This is a genomic window from Dehalogenimonas sp. NIT-SK1 (assembly GCF_055384165.1).
The window spans coordinates 107044-124597 of sequence record NZ_AP042352.1 but is presented as its reverse complement, the minus strand read 5'-3'; the positions used below and the strand labels follow the sequence as shown (position 1 = coordinate 124597).

The window sequence follows — 17554 nt, the reverse complement described above, 5'->3', positions numbered from 1 at the left end:
TTCGGCCCCATGCTGATTGATATACTATCACAGGCGTCAACCCTGAAGCCAGCCGGGTTGACAGTTTACAGTTGGCAGTAGTTTAGAGTTTTCAGTTGTCAGTTTGATAAGTTCACAGTTATTAGTTGTCAGTAGTCAGTTCCCCAAGTTAATAGTTATCAGTTATCAGTATAATGAAGTGGATTACCCACTTTCGTGGGTAATGACAGAGAGAGGGCGGGTAATGACAAGTTGAGGGAAATAAAAGAGGGAAGCCCTTTAAGGGCTTCCCTCTTTGTTATCCGTTGTCGGTAGTTTTTACACTACGCGGCGGGTGCGGACGATAAGGACGATCACCAGGATGGTCAGGATTGCTCCGACTCCGATGATTATCCAGATATAACCCGGTGTTTCCTGAGCCGGTATGGTCAGGGTAACGCCGGGCTGTGAAGTCTGGGTTACGGTTACCGGAGGCTCTTCAGCTTCCACAGTGGTAAATACGCTGGTTACCCAGTCAGAAGTACCAGTGGCAGTCTGAGCGTTAACTCTCCAGTAGTACACCGTGTTGTTGTCCAGTGACTCGGAAGCCCAGGCATAAGCGGCGATGGCCGAAGTGAAGGTCATCGGGTCGCTGAAGTCAGGGCTGGTGCTGACTTCCAGATTGTACTGGGTAGCGCCAGCTACGGCCTTCCACTGGAAGGACGGGTTCACCGGAACATTGGTAGCGCCGGCAGCCGGAGCCAGGTTCAGAGGAGTGGTGGGGGTTTCCGGCTGGGTGGCGAAGCTTACGCTGCCGTAGAAGGAACTGACCGGAGCGTTGGCCCATACACTAATGGTGTAGGTAGTGTCTTCAGTCAGGCCAGTGATGGTAGCAGTCTCATCCGCTACGGTTACGATGCCTAAGGTAGTGCCTGAGGTGAACAAATCCTTTTCAGCACTGGAACCAGCTTTTACGAATACTTCGTAACCGGTAGCTCCGTTGACCGCGTTCCAGGAAACCTTGGCGGTTCCAGTGGTGAACGAAGTTACGGTAACACCGGTGACTTTAACCGCCAGGGTATCGGTGTAAGTGCGGATTTTGGTGCTGTCAAAGACGCCCCAGAGTTTGTTGGCGCCCATGGCCGGGTCAATGAAGAGCATACTGGCAGAAGTGGTGCTGGAAGGGGCAACAGTCTCTTCAGGTTCTGAAGCATCTGAAAGAAGGCGAGTAACTTTGCTGTCATCGCTATCCAAAGCATAGATAGCATAACTGCCGGCAACGCCGCTAGCAACGCCAATGCCGGTGGTCAGGGTACCATTGTCTTTATCAGTACTCCAGTCACCATCGCCTTTCTTGGAGTAAAGGCCATCAGCAGTGGTAGCCCAGAGAGTGTCAGTAGAACCGTTCTCAAAGGTAACAGCGGTGATGCCAGGTATTCCAGAGATAGCATCGCCATCAGGCGTAGACCAGGTGGCGCCGCCATCGGAAGAGAAGGATACATCATTGGTATCACCATCAACAGCAGCCAGAGTGCTGCCATCGCTGGACCAGACCAGGAAATCAACGTCATCAATAGTGCTGACCTGATCCCAAATGAATCCGTTGTTTGTAGTACGATAGATACCATCACCACCGCCAGCAACAAATGTCTGAAGGTCAACAACTGCGAAGACATCAATGTCACCCGGAGAAGCAGCTAATTGGGCGGTAAAGGTCTTGCCACTATCAGTGGAATACCAAATGGTGTCATCACCATTATCATAGAAGAAAACACCACCGTCAGTTCCATAGTTCGGTGACAGCTGAAGATTAACCATGTCTTCAGAGCCAGAAGCTGACCGGATGCGCTCCCAACCATCAGTGTAGCGCCACAGATGGTATAAACTGCCACCGGTAGTAATCATAAAGATATCACCATTGGCGGCAAACGCCATTTCATAGATAACAACAATAGAACTATTGATGAGGCTGATCTGGGCAAAGTTGGCGCCCTGATCCATGGACACCTGGAAAGCGCCTTCAGTGCCGCTGGTCATGGCATAGATGGCCCCATTGTCACCAAAGTCAGGATCGAAGGCAACCATGGCGCTGACAGGACCGGTAACATTACCACCCTGGGTCCAGGTAGCGCCAGAATTAACCGATGTCAGAACGCCGTCGGTAGTACCGGCAACGATGTAAGCGCCGGCGAAGGTGCCCATAACGTCAAGGCTGGCAACATCGGTGGCGGCATAGGTGCCGCTGGCGAAAGCCGGCAACAGATAAGCGGCGGAAGCGGTAGCACTGCCGATAACTCGGAAGATACCATCAACCGCATCGGACCCGGCACTGGTGCCGACGTAGAACAACGGGCTAGTCAGGATATTGAAGTCACCCGGGAGAGCGATAACGCCACCGGTGATAGCGCCGATATCGGTGCCATCCAGAGCATCAACGGTGGAACCCCAGGCGCCGCCGTTGACGTTAAAGGAAACGATGGCATTGTCGGTAGTGCTGCTGTCGTTAGCCAGAACGACAATGCCTTTGTCGGTGGCGAAGTCGGGGGAAAGTTTGATGTCATAGATGACATCGGCAGTACTATGAGTGGTATTGAAGCTGGGGGTGCCAATGGTATTGAAGGCATAGAAGAACTCAGCTTCATCCATGAAGAATACATCAGCTGAATCTGCAGCCCCAGTATCCGCACCGACAACTACTTTATAGGCCCCGCCGGCCATAGCAACATCCATTGCAGTGATGTCATAGGCTGAATCAACAGAGGCCATTTTAGCAAAGGTTTCACCGCCGTCGGTGGATTTAAAAACGGTGTGGAGAGAAGCGATATAGACGACATTGGCTTCACTGGGTGAAGCGGCGATAGCCTGGATTTCCCATTGACCAGCAGCAATAGGGCCTACGGTCAGACCGGTGAAAGCCGGGGTCTTATTCAGGTCCCAAGTCTTGCCGCCATCGGTGGACTTGGCCAGGTTGAAATCACTGCCGTCATATATTGAGGCATATAAAGCACCATCAGCACCCTGGGTCAGCAGACTGCCATCGGTGAAGGTACCGACCTGTTCGGTATCAACTGGAGTGTCGAAGGAACTCCATGCATTGTCATCAGCGGCTACGGGCAAAGCACTGGTGACCAGCAAGCCGGTCAGCATGGCCGTTGTCAGCAGCACGCCGAATAATTTATTTAATCTTTTCATCGACCTTTTATTTCCTTATATATTTATTTGGTTTATTTATATTGTCTTTTTGGTATTCCCTAAAGACTCCTGGAGATCTACGTTTAGTGATTCGTTCCGCCTACCGGCTGCTTTCGTATTCCATCACCACCTTTCTATATGATTTATGTCAACAGGCGCAACGCAAGAAGCGCGCAGCCTTTTTCTGCGTCCTTAATATAGTACCATAGTATGTCAAGAGGGAGAGGGAGTAAGAAACAGCTTTCAGTTTTCAGTTTGATAAGTTCACAGTTTTCAGTTGTCAGTTTTCAGTAGTTTAGAGTTTTCAGTTGTCAGTAGTTAGTTCACCAAGTTTAGAGTTTACAGTTGTCAGTTATCAGTTATACAAGGAAGTGGATTCCCGGCTTTCGCCGAGAATGACAGACCGTTGGGAAATCTCAAATCTCAAGCACCAAATAACAAACAATATTTTAACTTTAATATTCAATATCCAAACGGGGGACCGGCTTTACGTGTTTCAATATATAAGGGTGCTATATGATTTGAAGTATATCTTACACATAATATTGTGTATAATAACTGAGGAATATCATAAGGAGTAATTTGATGGTCATGAAGGTGATACAGGTTCCGGTTGATGAAGTACTGCTTTCTGCTTTGGACCAGATATCCAAAAAGCAACGTAAAGCCAGGTCAGAGTTGATTCGGCAGGCCTGCCGGCGCTACCTGGGGCAGATGGAATCTGAAGAGATGGACCGGTTATACCAAAGGGGATACGAGAGGTTACCGGAGAACCCAAAGTTGGCAGAGGCCCAGGTAGCCATGACTGGGGAGATTTTAGCCAGGGAGTCATGGTAAGTGCGCCGCGGTGAAGTATGGTGGGCTGACTTGCCGCAACCTGCCGGCAGACGGCCGGTAGTCCTGCTATCCAGAGATGCCGCTTATAAAGTGAGATCGTCGATTACTGTTGGGGTAGTCACCCGCACTGTCCGCGATATCCCGGTTGAAGTACTACTTGGCCCGGAAGATGAAATGCCTCAGCAATGTGTTGTCAACCTTGATGAAATCCTCACCATTCCTAAGGCCAGGTTGACTGCGAGGATTACTGCCCTCTCTTCGCAGAAGATGGACGCTGTTACCAGGGCGATTGTCTTTGCTCTGGACCTGAAAGAATAAGGAAGTGGATTCCCGGCTTTCGCCGAGAATGACAGACCGTTGGGAAATCTCAAATCTCAATGTTCAAAAATTGATTGTCCATAAGCGTTCAGTATATATAAGGAAAAGCGGATCAGGGGTTTTTCAGGCATTCGTCGTGGTTATCCACGTTACGCAGGAACAGCACTTCCCCTTCCCGCTCAAAAGTCATGCGGTATTTATCATCCACGTAAGCCTCAAAAATACCGGGCGCTCCCTGTACCGGATGGCTGCGCAGTCCGGGGTGGCGATGGTCAGCGTCCAGCAGCTTAAGGGCTTCATCCACCTTGCGCTGCAGGGCCTTGGGCAACGCGGTGTAGCGGCTGACGAAGTGCTCTGACAGGCGGATGGTCATCAGGCGCCGCGGCCGCCGGAGCGCCGGTGCAGATAGTCAACCGCCTGGGCGGCATCGGTAAATTCATGGACCCGGCCGGCGGCGGCATCAGCCTCAACGGCGGCCTCACCCTGCTGCCAGCGGCGGCTCCAGAAATAGGACTGCTCTTTATCCACCAGTTTCTTGAGCCTGAGGATTATTTCACCTTCATGCACACGAACATCAACCAGGTCTCCGTCCTCGATGCCCAGCTGGCGGCGCACCGACAGCGGCAGGGTTATCTGGGCTTTTTTGCGTACCTGTACCAGTTCTGACATAATTTCCTACTTTCTGATTTTAAGAATAGCAGAAATGGAGTGAGAGGGCAAGAGGGCGAATATCTAAATTGTTACGAGTTGACAGTTGTTAATAGTTTAGAGTTTACAGTTATCAGTTGTCAGTTTTCAGTTGTCAGTAGTTAAGAGTTTTTAGTTTACAGTTTTCAGTTTTCAGTTGTCAGTAGTTTAGAGTTCTCAGTTATCAGTTTTCAGCAGTGACAAGTGTCCAGTGTCAAGGCTGGACCGGTATGGAGCAAGCTGATTATTTAGTTATTTATGATGTTATTAATTATTATTCAGTGGATTTGACATCTTTATTTTACGGCGGTAAGCTAGGCCAAAATCCTGTTCCAGGGAGGTGCGGCACGATGAATGAAGTAGCGACTGCAGCCTTATTAGGATTATCACTGGGTAATCTATGGATATGCGCCCTGGTGGTTTTTGCCCTGCAGACATCCGACAAGTGGGCCTGCGGGGGTTACCTGGTGGGAAGATTCATCGGTATTCTGGGCTTTGTCTTTATTTTCTGGCTTATAGGCGGCATGATTGATATTCCCCATGCCTGGATAAACGTAATCTCCGGCCTGGGAATGCTGCTCTTTGTGGCCTATTTCTATGCCCGGTATGTCAACGGCTGGGTACCGCCCTGGGCCAGCAAGAAAGCCCACCATCACCACGCCGCGGCTGCCGACGGAGCCGACCATTCCAACTGCGGGCATGACTGCAATACCTGCCCGGTGCATCATGACGATGAATGGAAAGACCATTGCCACGACTGCGCCGACGAGAAGGCCTGCTCCGCCGAGGATTTCCAGGTGGAACCGATTACCCGCAACGCCCGGGTGAAGTGGGGACGCGAGGTGTCCGAGGAACGAGTGGCCGGATTCAGCGGCGGCCTGGTGCTGGGCGGCATAAGAGGCTCGGCCATGTGCGGGCGGCTGGTAATCCTGCTGCCGCTGGTGATGACCGGAACGCTGGGGCACGCCGCGCTGGTGGGCGGCGCCTTTGCGCTGACTTCCACCATTTATCCCCTGCTGGGGATGGCGCTGGGGGCGGTAATACTTAAAGTGCTGCCGCACCGGAGAATGATATTCAACGTCAGTTCCTTAATTCTGCTGTTTGTGGCCGGGTATTACCTGGTTAAAGGGGTGGCGATGTTTTAGGTTCCTTAGTTTTTAGTTCCCCAAGTTTAGAGTTATCAGTTTTCAGTAGTTAGCAGTTTTCAGTTGTCAGTAATCAGTTAATAGTTTTCAGTTATACAAGGAAGTGAATTCCCGGCTTTCGCCGAGAATGACAGAATGGGGGTTACCGAGATTGCTTCGCCGTAGGCTCGCAAGGACGAACCCGCAGGGGCGGGAAATTCTAATATCTAATCTCGAAGCACTAAACAATATTCAAAGTTTCAAAAGTTAAAAGTAATCAGTAGTTTAGAGTTATCAGTTCTCAGTTTTCAGTAGTTAGTAGTTTAGAGTTATCAGTTCTCAGTTTTCAGTTTATAGTTGTCAGTTATCAGTTATCAGTTATACAAGGAAGTGGATTCCCGGCTTTCGCCGAAAATGACAGGATGGGGGATACCGAGATTGCTTCGCCGTAGGCTCGCAATGACGAAGGGAGAGCAATGACGATTGGAAGAAGAAGGCCGCCGGGTTTTGCCGGCGGCCTCATTTAGGTCATTTGCTATTTGTATTTAGTTATTGTTTAGAAATTAGATATTCGATATTAGAATTTTCAGCCACAGGCTGACTTTACTGTTTCTCCCGCGTCAGGTTTGTCAGGAAGTCAACGTTATTCTTGCTCTTTTTGAGTTTTTCCAGCACGCGCTCGGTGACCTCGGTGAAATTGGTGGTATCGTCCGAGATGATGCCGACCATGCGGCGCAGCAGCTGGATCTGGCGGTAGGAAGCCTCAGGATGCAGCAGCTCCTCGCGTCGGGTGCCGGAGCGGGGGATGTCAATTGCCGGGAAGACGCGGCGTTCCGCCAGCCGGCGATCCAAGTGCAGTTCCATATTGCCGGTGCCCTTGAATTCCTCGTAAATAAGGTCATCCATGCGGGAGCCGGTATCCACCAGGCAGGTGGCGATGATGGTCAGCGAGCCGCCCTCCGCGGTATTGCGGGCGGCACCGAAGAACTTCTTGGCCGGGTGCAGAGCTACCGGGTCCAGGCCGCCGGAGAGGGTGCGGCCTGAGGGCGGCATGGCCAGGTTATAGGCGCGGGTGAGGCGGGTGATGCCGTCCAGCAGGATGAAGACGTCCTTGCCGGATTCCACCATGCGCTTGGCCCGCTCCAGCGCCAGCTCCGCCACGCGGGTCTGGTTTTCCACCGCCTCGTCAAAGGTGGCGGCCATGACCTCGCCGCGGACCGAGCGGCGCATATCAGTAACCTCTTCCGGGCGCTCGCCGATGAGCACCACCATGAGGTGAATGTCATTGTAATTGGCGCCGACAGCGTTGGCGATGTTTTTCATCAGCATGGTCTTGCCGGCCTTGGGCGGCGAAACCACCATGCCGCGCTGGCCGCGACCGATGGGAGACACCAAATTGATTAGGCGGGTGGAGAGCATGTTCTGCTCCGTTTCCATGTTGAGCATACGGTCCGGGAAGGTGGGCGTCAGGGCGCCGAAATAGGGGCGGCGCTTGGCGCCTTCCGGGCTGAGGTCATTGACCGCTTCCACCCGGAGCAGGCTGTAATACTTCTCGCCGGGCTTGGCCGGGCGGGACTGACCGATGATCATGTCACCGGTGCGCAGGCCGAAGCGGCGTATCTGGGACTGGGAGGTGTAGATGTCCGAGGCCGAAGGCAGCAGCGTGCCCTGGCGCAGGAAGCCGTAGCCGTCCGGCATGATTTCCAGGATGCCGGAGCAGAAGATGTTGCCCTGCTGCTCAGTGGTGGCCTGGAGCAGCTTGCGCACGATTTCCTGCTTCTTGGCGGCGGTAACGCCGGTGACCTTCATGCGCTTGGCCAGCTCCAGGAGGTCCTCCCGGGACATGGTTTCCAGGCGCGACAAGGACAATGGGGGTGGTGGTGGTTCGGGGGGAGGGGGAGTGTCGTTGTTCTCCTGATCAATATTGCTGTTCAAGTTTTCGTTGTCGGCCATAGTGGACTCCTAGTGTATTTAAATTCCAAATCTCAATATTTAACAATTTCTAATATCTAATTTCTAAATCCTAAACAATATTTAAGGCTCAAAATTCTAAAAAAATTAATTTGATCTAACATCCTTTTGCTGTTTTTTCTACGATTGAACCAAATATCTTCATAATTTCGGTTGCTTCATTAAGCAGTTTTATCCGCGCATTTTCAAGCTCTGAAGTGCCCGCTTCCACCAGTTGAAGCCAGTATCTGGTTTCTTTAGCCTCTTTGCGGCAAATTTTGACCCGCAGGGCAAAATCCTTTTTGCTTAAAGCCTCATTAGCCTCGATATAATTAGCGCCGATGGAACCGGATGAACGCACCAGTTGCCTGGCGATTTCTTTATTAGCCACGGTCATCTTAAGCTGACCGATAAACCCGATAATACCTTTGGCAAAACTGAGTGTCCGCTCTTCCAGGTCATAAGGCTTTTCACGTAAATTTTCCAAGACTTTTTTGGTATTGTTCTTTCTTATTTTGAATTTATTATTTTGATATTTGGATTTGTTTAGATATTAGGGATTAGATATTCGATATTCTCGAACGCTAGGCGTTCGAAGCCCCCGACTTCTTCCAGTCTTCAATAAAAGCGGTGATGCCTTTATCCGTCAGGGGGTGCTTGAGCATCTGCTCCAGGATTTTATAAGGTACGGTGGCCACCTGGGTGCCCGTTTTTACCGCCTCTACGCAGTGCAGTGGGTGGCGGATGGAAGCGGCGATGACCCAGGTTTCCAGATTATACTCTTTATACATTGTAACAATATCGCGCACCAGCTGCATCCCGTCATGGCCGATGTCATCCAACCGGCCGACGAAGGGGCTGACGTAAGCGGCGCCGGCGTGGGCGGCCAGGAGAGCCTGGTTGACGGAGAAGCACAGGGTCATATTGACCTGGATGCCGTCCTTGGCCAGCTCCCGGGTGGCTTCCAGCCCGGCGGCGTTGGTGGGCAGCTTGATGACCACGTTGTCCGGCGCCCAGTCAAAGAAGCGCTTGCCGTCTTCCACCATGGTCTTAACATCCTCGGCCACGCTTTCCACCGAAATAGCCGAGCCTTCCGGCAGGATGGCGGCGATTTCCTGCACCAGCGCTTTATAGTCCTTGTGGCCGGCGCGGGCCACCAGCGTGGGGTTGGTGGTGACGCCGTGGATAACACCCATGTCGGCGGCTTTTTTAATTTCTTCGATTACGGCGGTGTCTAAGAACAGTTTCATTGGATAACTCCGATTATAATTTCTAATATCTAATATCTAAATCCTAAACAATATCTAATTTCAAATATTTAAACAGCTTACCGAGATTGCTTCGGCAGCAGCCTCGCAATGACAACTAGTTTTAGCCGGCTCAACCTTGTTGTATTTTATTTTGACTTTAGTTATTTTGGTCATTGTTTAAATATTAGCTGAGCCCTGATAATTTCTAAATCCTAATACCTAAATCCTAAATAATATCAAAGTTCTAATTTTCTAATTCTCAAAACCTTTTTTGCTTCGGTCGTTCCCTGTTTTAGTTTTTGTATTTTGGTCATTGTTTAGATATTAGTGCTTAGACATTAGGTATTGCCGCTGTCAAGCGGCAGCGCTGTTTGGGAGCCTTCCCGCATGACCTTCATGGCCGCGGCGATGAAGTCACGGAACAGCGGCTGGGGCTTGCCGGGGCGGGAGGTGAACTCCGGATGAAACTGGCAGGCCAGCATCCACGGGTGGTCCCTGACCTCGCATATCTCCACCAGGCGGCGGTCCGGCGACAGGCCGGAGAAAACCATGCCGGCTGACTCATATTTATCCCAGTACTGGTTGTTGAACTCAAAGCGGTGGCGGTGGCGCTCATGGACCAGTTCCTGCCCGTAAGCGGCCGAGGCCCTGGTGCCGGGCACTACCCGGCACGGCCAGTTGCCCAGGCGCATGGTGCCGCCCTTGCCGCAGACATCTTTCTGCTCCGGCATTATGTCAATCACGGGGTGGGAAGTGGCCTCGTCGAACTCGGTGGAGTTGGCGCGCTCAGCGGCGATTACGTTGCGGGCGAATTCGATGACCATGATCTGCAGGCCGAGGCACAGGCCGAAATACGGCACTTTATGCAGGCGGGCGTACTGGGCGGCCTTGATCATGCCTTCGATGCCGCGGTCACCGAAGCCGCCGGGTACGATGATGCCCTGGGCATGGTCCAGCAGGTGTTCGCCGCCGGGCTTTTCCAGGTCTTCCGACTGTATCCAGTCTATCTTGACGTCCCGGCTGTGATGCAGGCCGGCGTGGCACAGGGCCTCGCGCACCGAGTAATAGGCGTCTCGCAGCTCTACATATTTACCCACCAGGGCGATGCGTACCGGTTCGCAGGAAGGACTCTTGAGGCAGTCTATCATCTGCCGCCAGCCTTCAAGGCGCGGCGGGCCGGCTTTCAAATCCAGCCGCTTGACCAGCAGGTCCCCTACTCCTTCTGACTCCAGCACCAGCGGCACCTCATAGACGGTGTCCACGGTGGGAGCGAAGATGACCGCCTCACGGTCAACGTCGCAGAAGAGAGAAATCTTGTCCCGGGTGCTTTCCGAGATGGGCACGTCCGAGCGGCAGACAATGACATCCGGCTGGATGCCGATGCGGCGCAGCTCATTGACGCTGTGCTGGGTGGGCTTGGTCTTTAGCTCCTGGGTGGAGCCGATGTAAGGCAGTAGAGTGACGTGAATATAAAGCACGTTGTCCCGGCCGACATCCTTGCGCATCTGGCGGATGGCCTCCAGGAAGGGCTGGCCTTCGATGTCACCGACGGTGCCGCCGACCTCAATGAGGATAACGTCAGCGCCGGACTTGTCAGCCAGCTTGTGGAAGCGGGACTTTATCTCCGTGGTCAGGTGGGGCACAACCTGGATGGTGCCGCCGAGATAGTCGCCGCGGCGTTCGCGGGCGATGACGGCGGAATAGACCTGGCCGGAGGTGGCGTTGGATTCGGCGGTCAGGTCAATGTCGATGAAGCGTTCGTAGTTGCCCAGGTCAAGGTCGGTTTCAGCGCCGTCACCGGTGACGAAAACCTCGCCGTGCTGGTAGGGCGACATGGTGCCGGGGTCAACGTTGAGGTAGGGGTCCAGCTTCTGGACGGAGACACTGACGCCGCGGCTCTTGAGAACAGTGCCGATACTGGCGACGGTGATGCCCTTGCCTACGGAACTGACCACGCCGCCGGTCACGAAGATGTACTTAGCCATTTAACAGCATACCGAACGTCCTGAAAATAGTGTTTGTGATGTTCATTTGGGAACGGACTCTTGGGGGAAATCTCAAGCCCGCAACGTATTATAGGATGGAGAAGGGGGGATGTCAACTGCCGGAAGCCACGAGGCTTCCGGGGAATATCTAAGCACTAATATCGAAATGCTAAACAATACGCAATGTTCAATATCTAATGTCGAATATCTAAACACTAAACAATATCTAATATCCAAATTCAAATGACCAAAACAGAAACCAGAAAAATCTCAAATCTTAAAAGTTCTAAGTTCTCAGTTGTCGGTTTTCAGTGTTATAAGGAGTTGGATTGCCGGCGAAAGCGGGGAAATCCCTACTCTCTATTTGTCATTACCCGTGAAAACGGGTAATCCACTTCCTTAAAGAACTGCCAACTGAACACTAATAACTGATCTCTGACTAACTTCGGAATTTCCCTGTTATCCAGTGCCTGGAATTCAGGTTTTCAGGTCCGGTGAGACTTCATACCGCCTCACCGGACTGGAAGGTCAGTTCATCTCCGGCCAGTTCCACCGTTATGGTAGCGCCGGCGGCAAAGTCGCTCTTGAGGATGCGGGAAGCCAGCGGGTTTTCCACGTATTTTTCGATGGCGCGGCGCAGCGGGCGGGCGCCGTAAATGGGATCATAGCCAGCCTTGACCAGCCAGTCCTTGGCGGCATCAGTAATGGACAGGCCGATTTCCATCTCGGCCAGGCGCTGCTCCACGTCCCTGGCCATCAGGTCAACCACGTGGCGCAGCTGCGGCTCGGTAAGCTCACGGAAGACGATTATTTCGTCGATGCGGTTGATGAACTCCGGCCGGAACTGCTTGCGCACCTCGCCCAGCACCTTGTCCTTCATCTTGTCATAGCTGTCCCTGGCCTCATCACTGCCAGTGGCGAAGCCCAGCCGGGACTCCCGGCGGATGGTTTCCACGCCGGCGTTGGAGGTCATGATGACCACGGTGTTTTTGAAGTCCACGGTGCGGCCGTGGCCGTCAGTCAGGCGTCCGTCGTCCAGGAGCTGCAGCAGGGTATTGAACACCTCGGGATGGGCTTTTTCCACCTCGTCCAGCAGGATTACCCGGTAAGGGCGCTTGCGCACCGCCTCGGTCAGCTGGCCGCCCTCTTCAAAGCCGATATAGCCGGGCGGGGCGCCGACCATGCGGGATATGGTATGGCGTTCCTGGTACTCCGACATGTCAATGCGCACCATGGCCGTTTCATCACCGAACAGGAACCAGGCCAGCGAGCGCGCCAGCTCCGTCTTGCCGACGCCGGTGGGACCGAGGAACAGGAAGTTGCCGATGGGGCGGCGGGGGTCCTTGAGACCAGCGCGCGAGCGCCGGATGGCCTCAGCCACGGCGACCACCGCCTCATCCTGGTCCACGAAGCGCTCGTGTATGCGCTCTTCCATGTGCACCAGCTTCTCCGCCTCTGCCTCCAGCATCTGGGTGACCGGGATGCCGGTCCAGTTGGCGATGAGCTGGGCGATCTGCTCCGCGTCCACTTCACCGGCGATTTTTTCTCTCTCCAGCCAGTCCGCGTAGGCCTTTTTATAATCTTCGTCCAGGCGCAGGCGCCGGCTTTTCAGCTCCGCGGCGGCGGCAAAGTCATCACGCTGCGAGGCGGCCTCTTCCTCCGACTGCAGCTGCTGCAGCTGCCGCTCCTGCTCCCGGATTTCCGGCGGCGCCGACTCCGAATCCAGCCGCAGCTTGGAAGCGGCCTCATCAATGAGGTCTATGGCCTTGTCCGGCAGGTGCCGCTCCGTCAGGTAACGCTGCGACAGCCGGACGGAGGCGTCAAGGGCCTCATCGGTAATGCGGATTTTATGATGGGACTCGTAGCGTGGGCGCAGGCCTTTCAAAATCTCGACGGCGTCTTCAACGTTAGGTTCCTCGACGAACACCGACTGCAACCGCCGCTCCAGCGCCTTGTCCTTTTCAATGTACTTGCGGTAATCATCGGAAGTAGTGGCGCCGATGACCTGAAGTTCACCGCGGGCCAGGGCAGGCTTGAGCATATTGGAAGCGTCCAGCGCGCCCTCGGTGGCGCCGGCCCCGACCAGGGTGTGGATTTCATCGATGAACATGATGACCTCACCGGATGAAGCGATGACCTCGTCCATGACCGCCTTAAGGCGCTCTTCAAACTCACCGCGGAACTTGGCGCCGGCCAGCAGCGAACCCATGTCCAGGGCCATGACGCGGCGGCCCTTGAGGGATGTGGGTACGTCACCGTTGACTATCTTCTGGGCGACGCCTTCGGCGATGGCCGTCTTGCCGACGCCGGACTCACCGACGATGACCGGGTTGTTCTTGGTGCGGCGGGTCAGTATCTGCATCACCCGGCGGATTTCCATGTCCCGGCCGATGACCGGGTCCAGCTTGCCCTTCTCCGCCAGCTCATTGAGGTCACGGGAGTACTTTTCCAGCGAGCGGTATTTGCTCTCCGCCCGGGAGTCAGTAACCCGGTGGGAGCCGCGGATCTTCTGCAGCGCCAGGTAGACTTTTTCTTTATCAATGCCGAAACGCTTGAGGATAGACGACGACAGGCCCTTGGCCTCACCGGCCACGGCGATGAAAATATGCTCAGTGCCGATAAACTCATCCTTGAGCCGGGAAGCTTCATGGGAGGCGTCCTGCCCTACCTGCATTATGCGGGGAGTGGGGTATATCTGCTGCGCCTCATAGCCCAGCTTGGGTACCTTGGACAGGGCGGCGTCAACTTCACGCTTGACCGCTTCGGCGTCGGCTCCCAGTTCTTTTATAATCTCACCCACCAGGCCCTTTTCCTGGGTCAGCAGCGCCAGCAGCAGGTGCTCCACGTCCCACTGGTTGTGCTGGTAATGACGTACCAGTTCCTGGGAGGCGGCAACCGCTTCCTGGGCCTGTTCGGTGAATTTTTCCTGTTTCATTAAGAATTTATCCTTTCCGGCAAAAAGCGGTTAGCTATCCATTTCCTGGTACAACTGCCGCAGTTCTTCCCGCAGTCTTTCATTTTCCTGCATCAGCTGCTGCATTTTTTCCAGCATATTGTTGATGACCTCTACGCCGGCCATGTTGACGCCCAGGTCATCCATCAGGTTGCGGACGCGCCGCAGGGTTTCTATGTCGCTCTCCGAATAGAGGCGGATGTTGCCCGGCGAACGGTGCGGCTTGACCAGCCCGGAGCGTTCATAATAGCGCAGGGTGTGCGTCTTGACGCCGATCAGCTGCGCGGCAATATGTATCACATAACGCGGGCGATATCTATCTTCCTGCATACGTTCCTCCCGGATATTTACGCCGACGGCCGCAGCCTGGCCAGTTCGGCGAACAGTTCTTTTTCCTTCTCCGTCAGGTTGGTGGGAAGCTTGATGTTGACGCGGGCAACCAGGTCACCGTGGCCGGTCTTGCCCAGGTGCGGCATGCCCTGGCCGGTGAGTTTAAAGGTGCGGCCGTTCTGGGTTTCCGGCGGGATTTTCAGCGCCAGCTTGCCGCCCTTGATGGTGGGCACATGCACCTCCCCACCCAGGGCCGCGGTGGTCAGCGGCACGTCGATGGTTTCATAAAGGTCATCTCCCCTGCGTTCAAAGCGGGCGTGGGACCGTACCTTGATTACCAGGAACAGGTCTCCCTTGGACCCGCCGGCGGCGCCTTCACCGCCCTTGCCGGCCAGCCGTACCCGCGAGCCGTTGGTGACGCCGGCCGGGATCTTAACTTCCAGCTTCTGGGTCTTGGCTCCCTGCATGCTCAGCTGGCGGCTGGTGCCGTGATAGGCCTCTTCCAGGCTGACTTCAACCTGGTATTCCAGGTCCTGGCCGCGGCGCGGGCGCGGACGACCGCCGCCTCCGCCGCCGCGCAGTATCTGGTCAAAAATACTGCCGATATCCTCACCGGCGAAACCTGCGCCGCCCTGCTGGAAATCAAAACCGCCGAAACCGGCCCCGCCGTAGGAACCACCACCGAACGGACTGCCGCCGGTCTGCTGGTAGCGGGCGCCGCCGGCCTTTTCAAAGGCATCGGCATGCTGCCAGTTTTCACCGTATTTGTCATATTTTTCACGGTTTTCTTTTTTGCCCAGCACCTCATAAGCCTCGTTTATTTCCTTGAAACGGGCCTCAGCGGTTTTGTCACCCGGATTGACATCCGGATGGTATTTGCGCGCCAGCTTGCGGAAGGCCTTTTTGACCTCGTCCTGCGGGGCGCTGCGGCTAATGCCGAGTATTGCGTAATAATCTTTCTTCGCAGCCATATTGATCTCTTCTCAACAGGATAATTTATTGTAACATTCATCAGCTTTTCTGTCTAATTATTTTAATGTTATTAACATTGTTTTGTTAAGGTTAAGCGGTTAAATGATCAGTTATCAGTTTTCTAGTTGATAGTATTCAGTTGGCATCTCCACTGGGTAATAGATTGTCCGTTTCCGCAAGCGGCGGCCAATTGCGCCGGCGGGTTTGAGATGCTATCATTCAGCCATTACCCTCTTAAGGAGAGCCTCATCAATAAAGACGCTTACGCCGCAGCCGGTGTCAGCATTGACAGCGCCGCCGCGGCCAAGGAAAAAATCAGCCAGCTGGCCCAGGCCACTTTCGGCCCCGGAGTGCTGGGCGGGCCCGGCTTTTTCGGCGGCATGTTCGAGCTGCCCGGCGGCTACGTCAAACCGGTGCTGGTTTCATCATGTGATGGAGTAGGCACCAAACTCAAGATAGCCGCGGCCATGGATAAACATGACACGGTGGGCATCGACATCGTCAACCACAGCGTGGACGATATACTGACCTGCGGCGCGGCGCCGCTGTTCTTCCTGGATTACATCGCCATGGGCAAACTGGACCAGACCATGGTGGCCGATGTTGTCAAAGGGCTGTCCATGGCGTGTCAAGAGGTTGGCTGCGCCCTGATCGGCGGGGAAACCGCCGAGATGCCCGGCTTGTACCGCGGCAAGGATTATGACCTGGCGGGTTTTATTGTCGGCATTGTTGAGAAAGATAAAATTGTCAATGGGTTGTCCATTCAGCCCGGCGACGTGATACTGGGGCTGCCCTCATCCGGGCTGCACACCAACGGCTACTCCCTGGCGCGGCGGGTGCTGGGCGAGACGCCGGAGGCGCTGTCAAAAATTTACCCCGGGTTTGACCGACCTGTCGGCGAGGTGCTGCTGGAGCCTCATCTTTCGTACTTCCAGACCATCCGGCCGGTGCTGGGCAAGGTCAAGGGGCTGTCCCATATCACCGGAGGCGGCTTTACCGACAACATCCCCCGCACACTGCCGGAGAACGTTTCGGCGCGCATCAATACCGGCAGCTGGGAAGTACCTCCGGTGTTTGAACTGATTCAACGGCTGGGCGGTATCGGCGACAGCGAAATGTACCGGGTATTCAACATGGGCATCGGCATGGCGGTATTCGTGGATTCATCCGATGTCAGCGAAATGCTGCGGGCTATGCCGCAGGCCAGGGTCATCGGAGAGGTAACCGCCGAGGCCGGCCATCGGGTATTATTTGACCAGGGGGGAAGCTAATGTTGAGACGAAAAACCGCGCTGGTGCTGATTACCGCCGCGATGGCGGGGCTGGCTGTACTGGCCGGCTGCGGCACCCTTGACATGCAGCTGGAAACCGATGTCAAGGCATCCGGTGATTACACGCAGCGGGTTATCATTACCGCCACCGGCGCCATCGGCGAGAGCATGGCAACTGAAGATACGCCGGAGGAAATGACTGCTGAAGGCTGGGAGGTCAACCGGACTGTTTCCGGCGATACCGTTACCCTGACCGCCAGCAAAGACTTCAGCGCCGACGACCCCTTCTTCCTGCCCGACGCCACCGGCACTGATGCGCAATCTCCGGTACTGGACATTCGTGAGCAGAACTACTTTGTCTTCACTGATTACAGCTTCAGCGCCAATATCCCGGCTGACCCGGAGACCCTGGGGCTGGAAGGAACGGGAGGGGAATTTGAAGAAGGGTTTGATGAGCTGGCCCAGAGCTTTCTCCAGGATATGTTTTCCCTGTCCTGGACGGTCAACATGCCGGGTGAAATATTAGAGTCCAACGCCGACACTGTCAGCGGCTCCTCCGCCACCTGGAATTTTGACCTGACCTCCGTCAGCCAGGGGGTCGCCATGACCGCTGAGGTAAGGGTAATCAACTGGGCGGCAATTGCCGGTACGGCGATAGTAGGGCTGGGCCTGATAATAGCCGGCTTTATGTTCTCCAGGCGACGGCACTAATTAAAAAAGCGAGGTTC

At 54.4% G+C, this 17554-nt stretch carries 15 protein-coding genes; 5 read left to right on the top strand and 10 right to left on the bottom strand.

All coding sequences use genetic code 11. The annotated features are described in order from the left end of the window. Window positions 1-297 precede the first annotated feature (297 nt). Window positions 298-3150 (bottom strand): fibronectin type III domain-containing protein, encoded by a 2853-nt coding sequence (locus ACZ48S_RS00705; protein ID WP_464213081.1) that lies wholly within the window; start codon window positions 3148-3150, stop codon window positions 298-300. Between the two features lie 585 nt (window positions 3151-3735). Here ACZ48S_RS00705 and ACZ48S_RS00700 point away from each other — a divergent pair. Continuing rightward, entirely contained in the window at window positions 3736-3987 is a 252-nt protein-coding gene (locus ACZ48S_RS00700) for a ribbon-helix-helix protein, CopG family (RefSeq protein WP_464213079.1), read from the top strand. Beyond that, complete coding sequence (locus ACZ48S_RS00695) at window positions 3988-4305, top strand: type II toxin-antitoxin system PemK/MazF family toxin (protein ID WP_464213077.1); 318 nt, start codon at window positions 3988-3990, stop codon at window positions 4303-4305. Window positions 4306-4417: 112 nt separating this feature from the next. Here the strand turns inward: ACZ48S_RS00695 and ACZ48S_RS00690 are convergent, their stop codons facing one another. Together ACZ48S_RS00690 and ACZ48S_RS00685 are read right to left on the bottom strand one after the other, a co-directional pair. Beyond that, the gene (locus tag ACZ48S_RS00690; protein WP_464213075.1) at window positions 4418-4678 is read right to left on the bottom strand and encodes a type II toxin-antitoxin system RelE/ParE family toxin; all 261 of its coding nucleotides are present in this window, start codon (window positions 4676-4678) and stop codon (window positions 4418-4420) included. Further along, on the bottom strand, window positions 4678-4974 hold the full coding sequence (locus tag ACZ48S_RS00685; protein ID WP_464213073.1) for an AbrB/MazE/SpoVT family DNA-binding domain-containing protein: 297 nt from the start codon (window positions 4972-4974) through the stop codon (window positions 4678-4680). Before ACZ48S_RS00685 ends, ACZ48S_RS00690 begins: the two co-directional genes overlap by 1 nt. 368 nt (window positions 4975-5342) lie before the next feature. Between ACZ48S_RS00685 and ACZ48S_RS00680 the strand changes: the two genes are divergently transcribed. Then, entirely contained in the window at window positions 5343-6137 is a 795-nt protein-coding gene (locus ACZ48S_RS00680; protein WP_464213071.1) for a hypothetical protein, read from the top strand. 582 nt (window positions 6138-6719) lie between these two features. On the opposite strand, the gene rho is transcribed toward ACZ48S_RS00680, so the two are convergent. The 7 genes from rho to ACZ48S_RS00645 form a co-directional block, all read right to left on the bottom strand. After that, window positions 6720-8069 carry a transcription termination factor Rho gene (gene rho, locus ACZ48S_RS00675; protein WP_464213069.1) on the bottom strand — a complete coding sequence of 450 codons (1350 nt, stop codon included), beginning with the start codon at window positions 8067-8069 and terminating at the stop codon, window positions 6720-6722. Between the two features lie 115 nt (window positions 8070-8184). After that, entirely contained in the window at window positions 8185-8553 is a 369-nt protein-coding gene (locus tag ACZ48S_RS00670; protein WP_464213067.1) for a four helix bundle protein, read from the bottom strand. Window positions 8554-8650: 97 nt separating this feature from the next. After that, the gene (gene fsa, locus ACZ48S_RS00665) at window positions 8651-9316 is read right to left on the bottom strand and encodes a fructose-6-phosphate aldolase (RefSeq protein ID WP_464213065.1); all 666 of its coding nucleotides are present in this window, start codon (window positions 9314-9316) and stop codon (window positions 8651-8653) included. Window positions 9317-9654: 338 nt separating this feature from the next. Further along, window positions 9655-11301 carry a CTP synthase gene (locus ACZ48S_RS00660; RefSeq protein ID WP_464213063.1) on the bottom strand — a complete coding sequence of 549 codons (1647 nt, stop codon included), beginning with the start codon at window positions 11299-11301 and terminating at the stop codon, window positions 9655-9657. Window positions 11302-11803: 502 nt separating this feature from the next. After that, a complete protein-coding gene (locus tag ACZ48S_RS00655) occupies window positions 11804-14236 on the bottom strand; it encodes an ATP-dependent Clp protease ATP-binding subunit (RefSeq protein WP_464213061.1) in 2433 nt (810 codons plus the stop codon). A gap of 30 nt (window positions 14237-14266) precedes the next feature. Continuing rightward, on the bottom strand, window positions 14267-14584 hold the full coding sequence (locus ACZ48S_RS00650; RefSeq protein WP_464213059.1) for a MerR family transcriptional regulator: 318 nt from the start codon (window positions 14582-14584) through the stop codon (window positions 14267-14269). A gap of 17 nt (window positions 14585-14601) precedes the next feature. Beyond that, window positions 14602-15555: a DnaJ C-terminal domain-containing protein gene (locus tag ACZ48S_RS00645; protein ID WP_464213057.1), complete on the bottom strand. Its 954-nt coding sequence runs from the start codon at window positions 15553-15555 to the stop codon at window positions 14602-14604. 210 nt (window positions 15556-15765) lie between these two features. Here ACZ48S_RS00645 and purM point away from each other — a divergent pair, with 210 nt between their 5' ends. Beyond that, complete coding sequence (gene purM, locus ACZ48S_RS00640; protein ID WP_464213055.1) at window positions 15766-16827, top strand: phosphoribosylformylglycinamidine cyclo-ligase; 1062 nt, start codon at window positions 15766-15768, stop codon at window positions 16825-16827. After that, window positions 16827-17537, top strand: a complete 711-nt coding sequence (locus tag ACZ48S_RS00635) for a hypothetical protein (RefSeq protein ID WP_464213053.1) — start codon at window positions 16827-16829, stop codon at window positions 17535-17537. Before purM ends, ACZ48S_RS00635 begins: the two co-directional genes overlap by 1 nt. Window positions 17538-17554 lie beyond the last annotated feature (17 nt).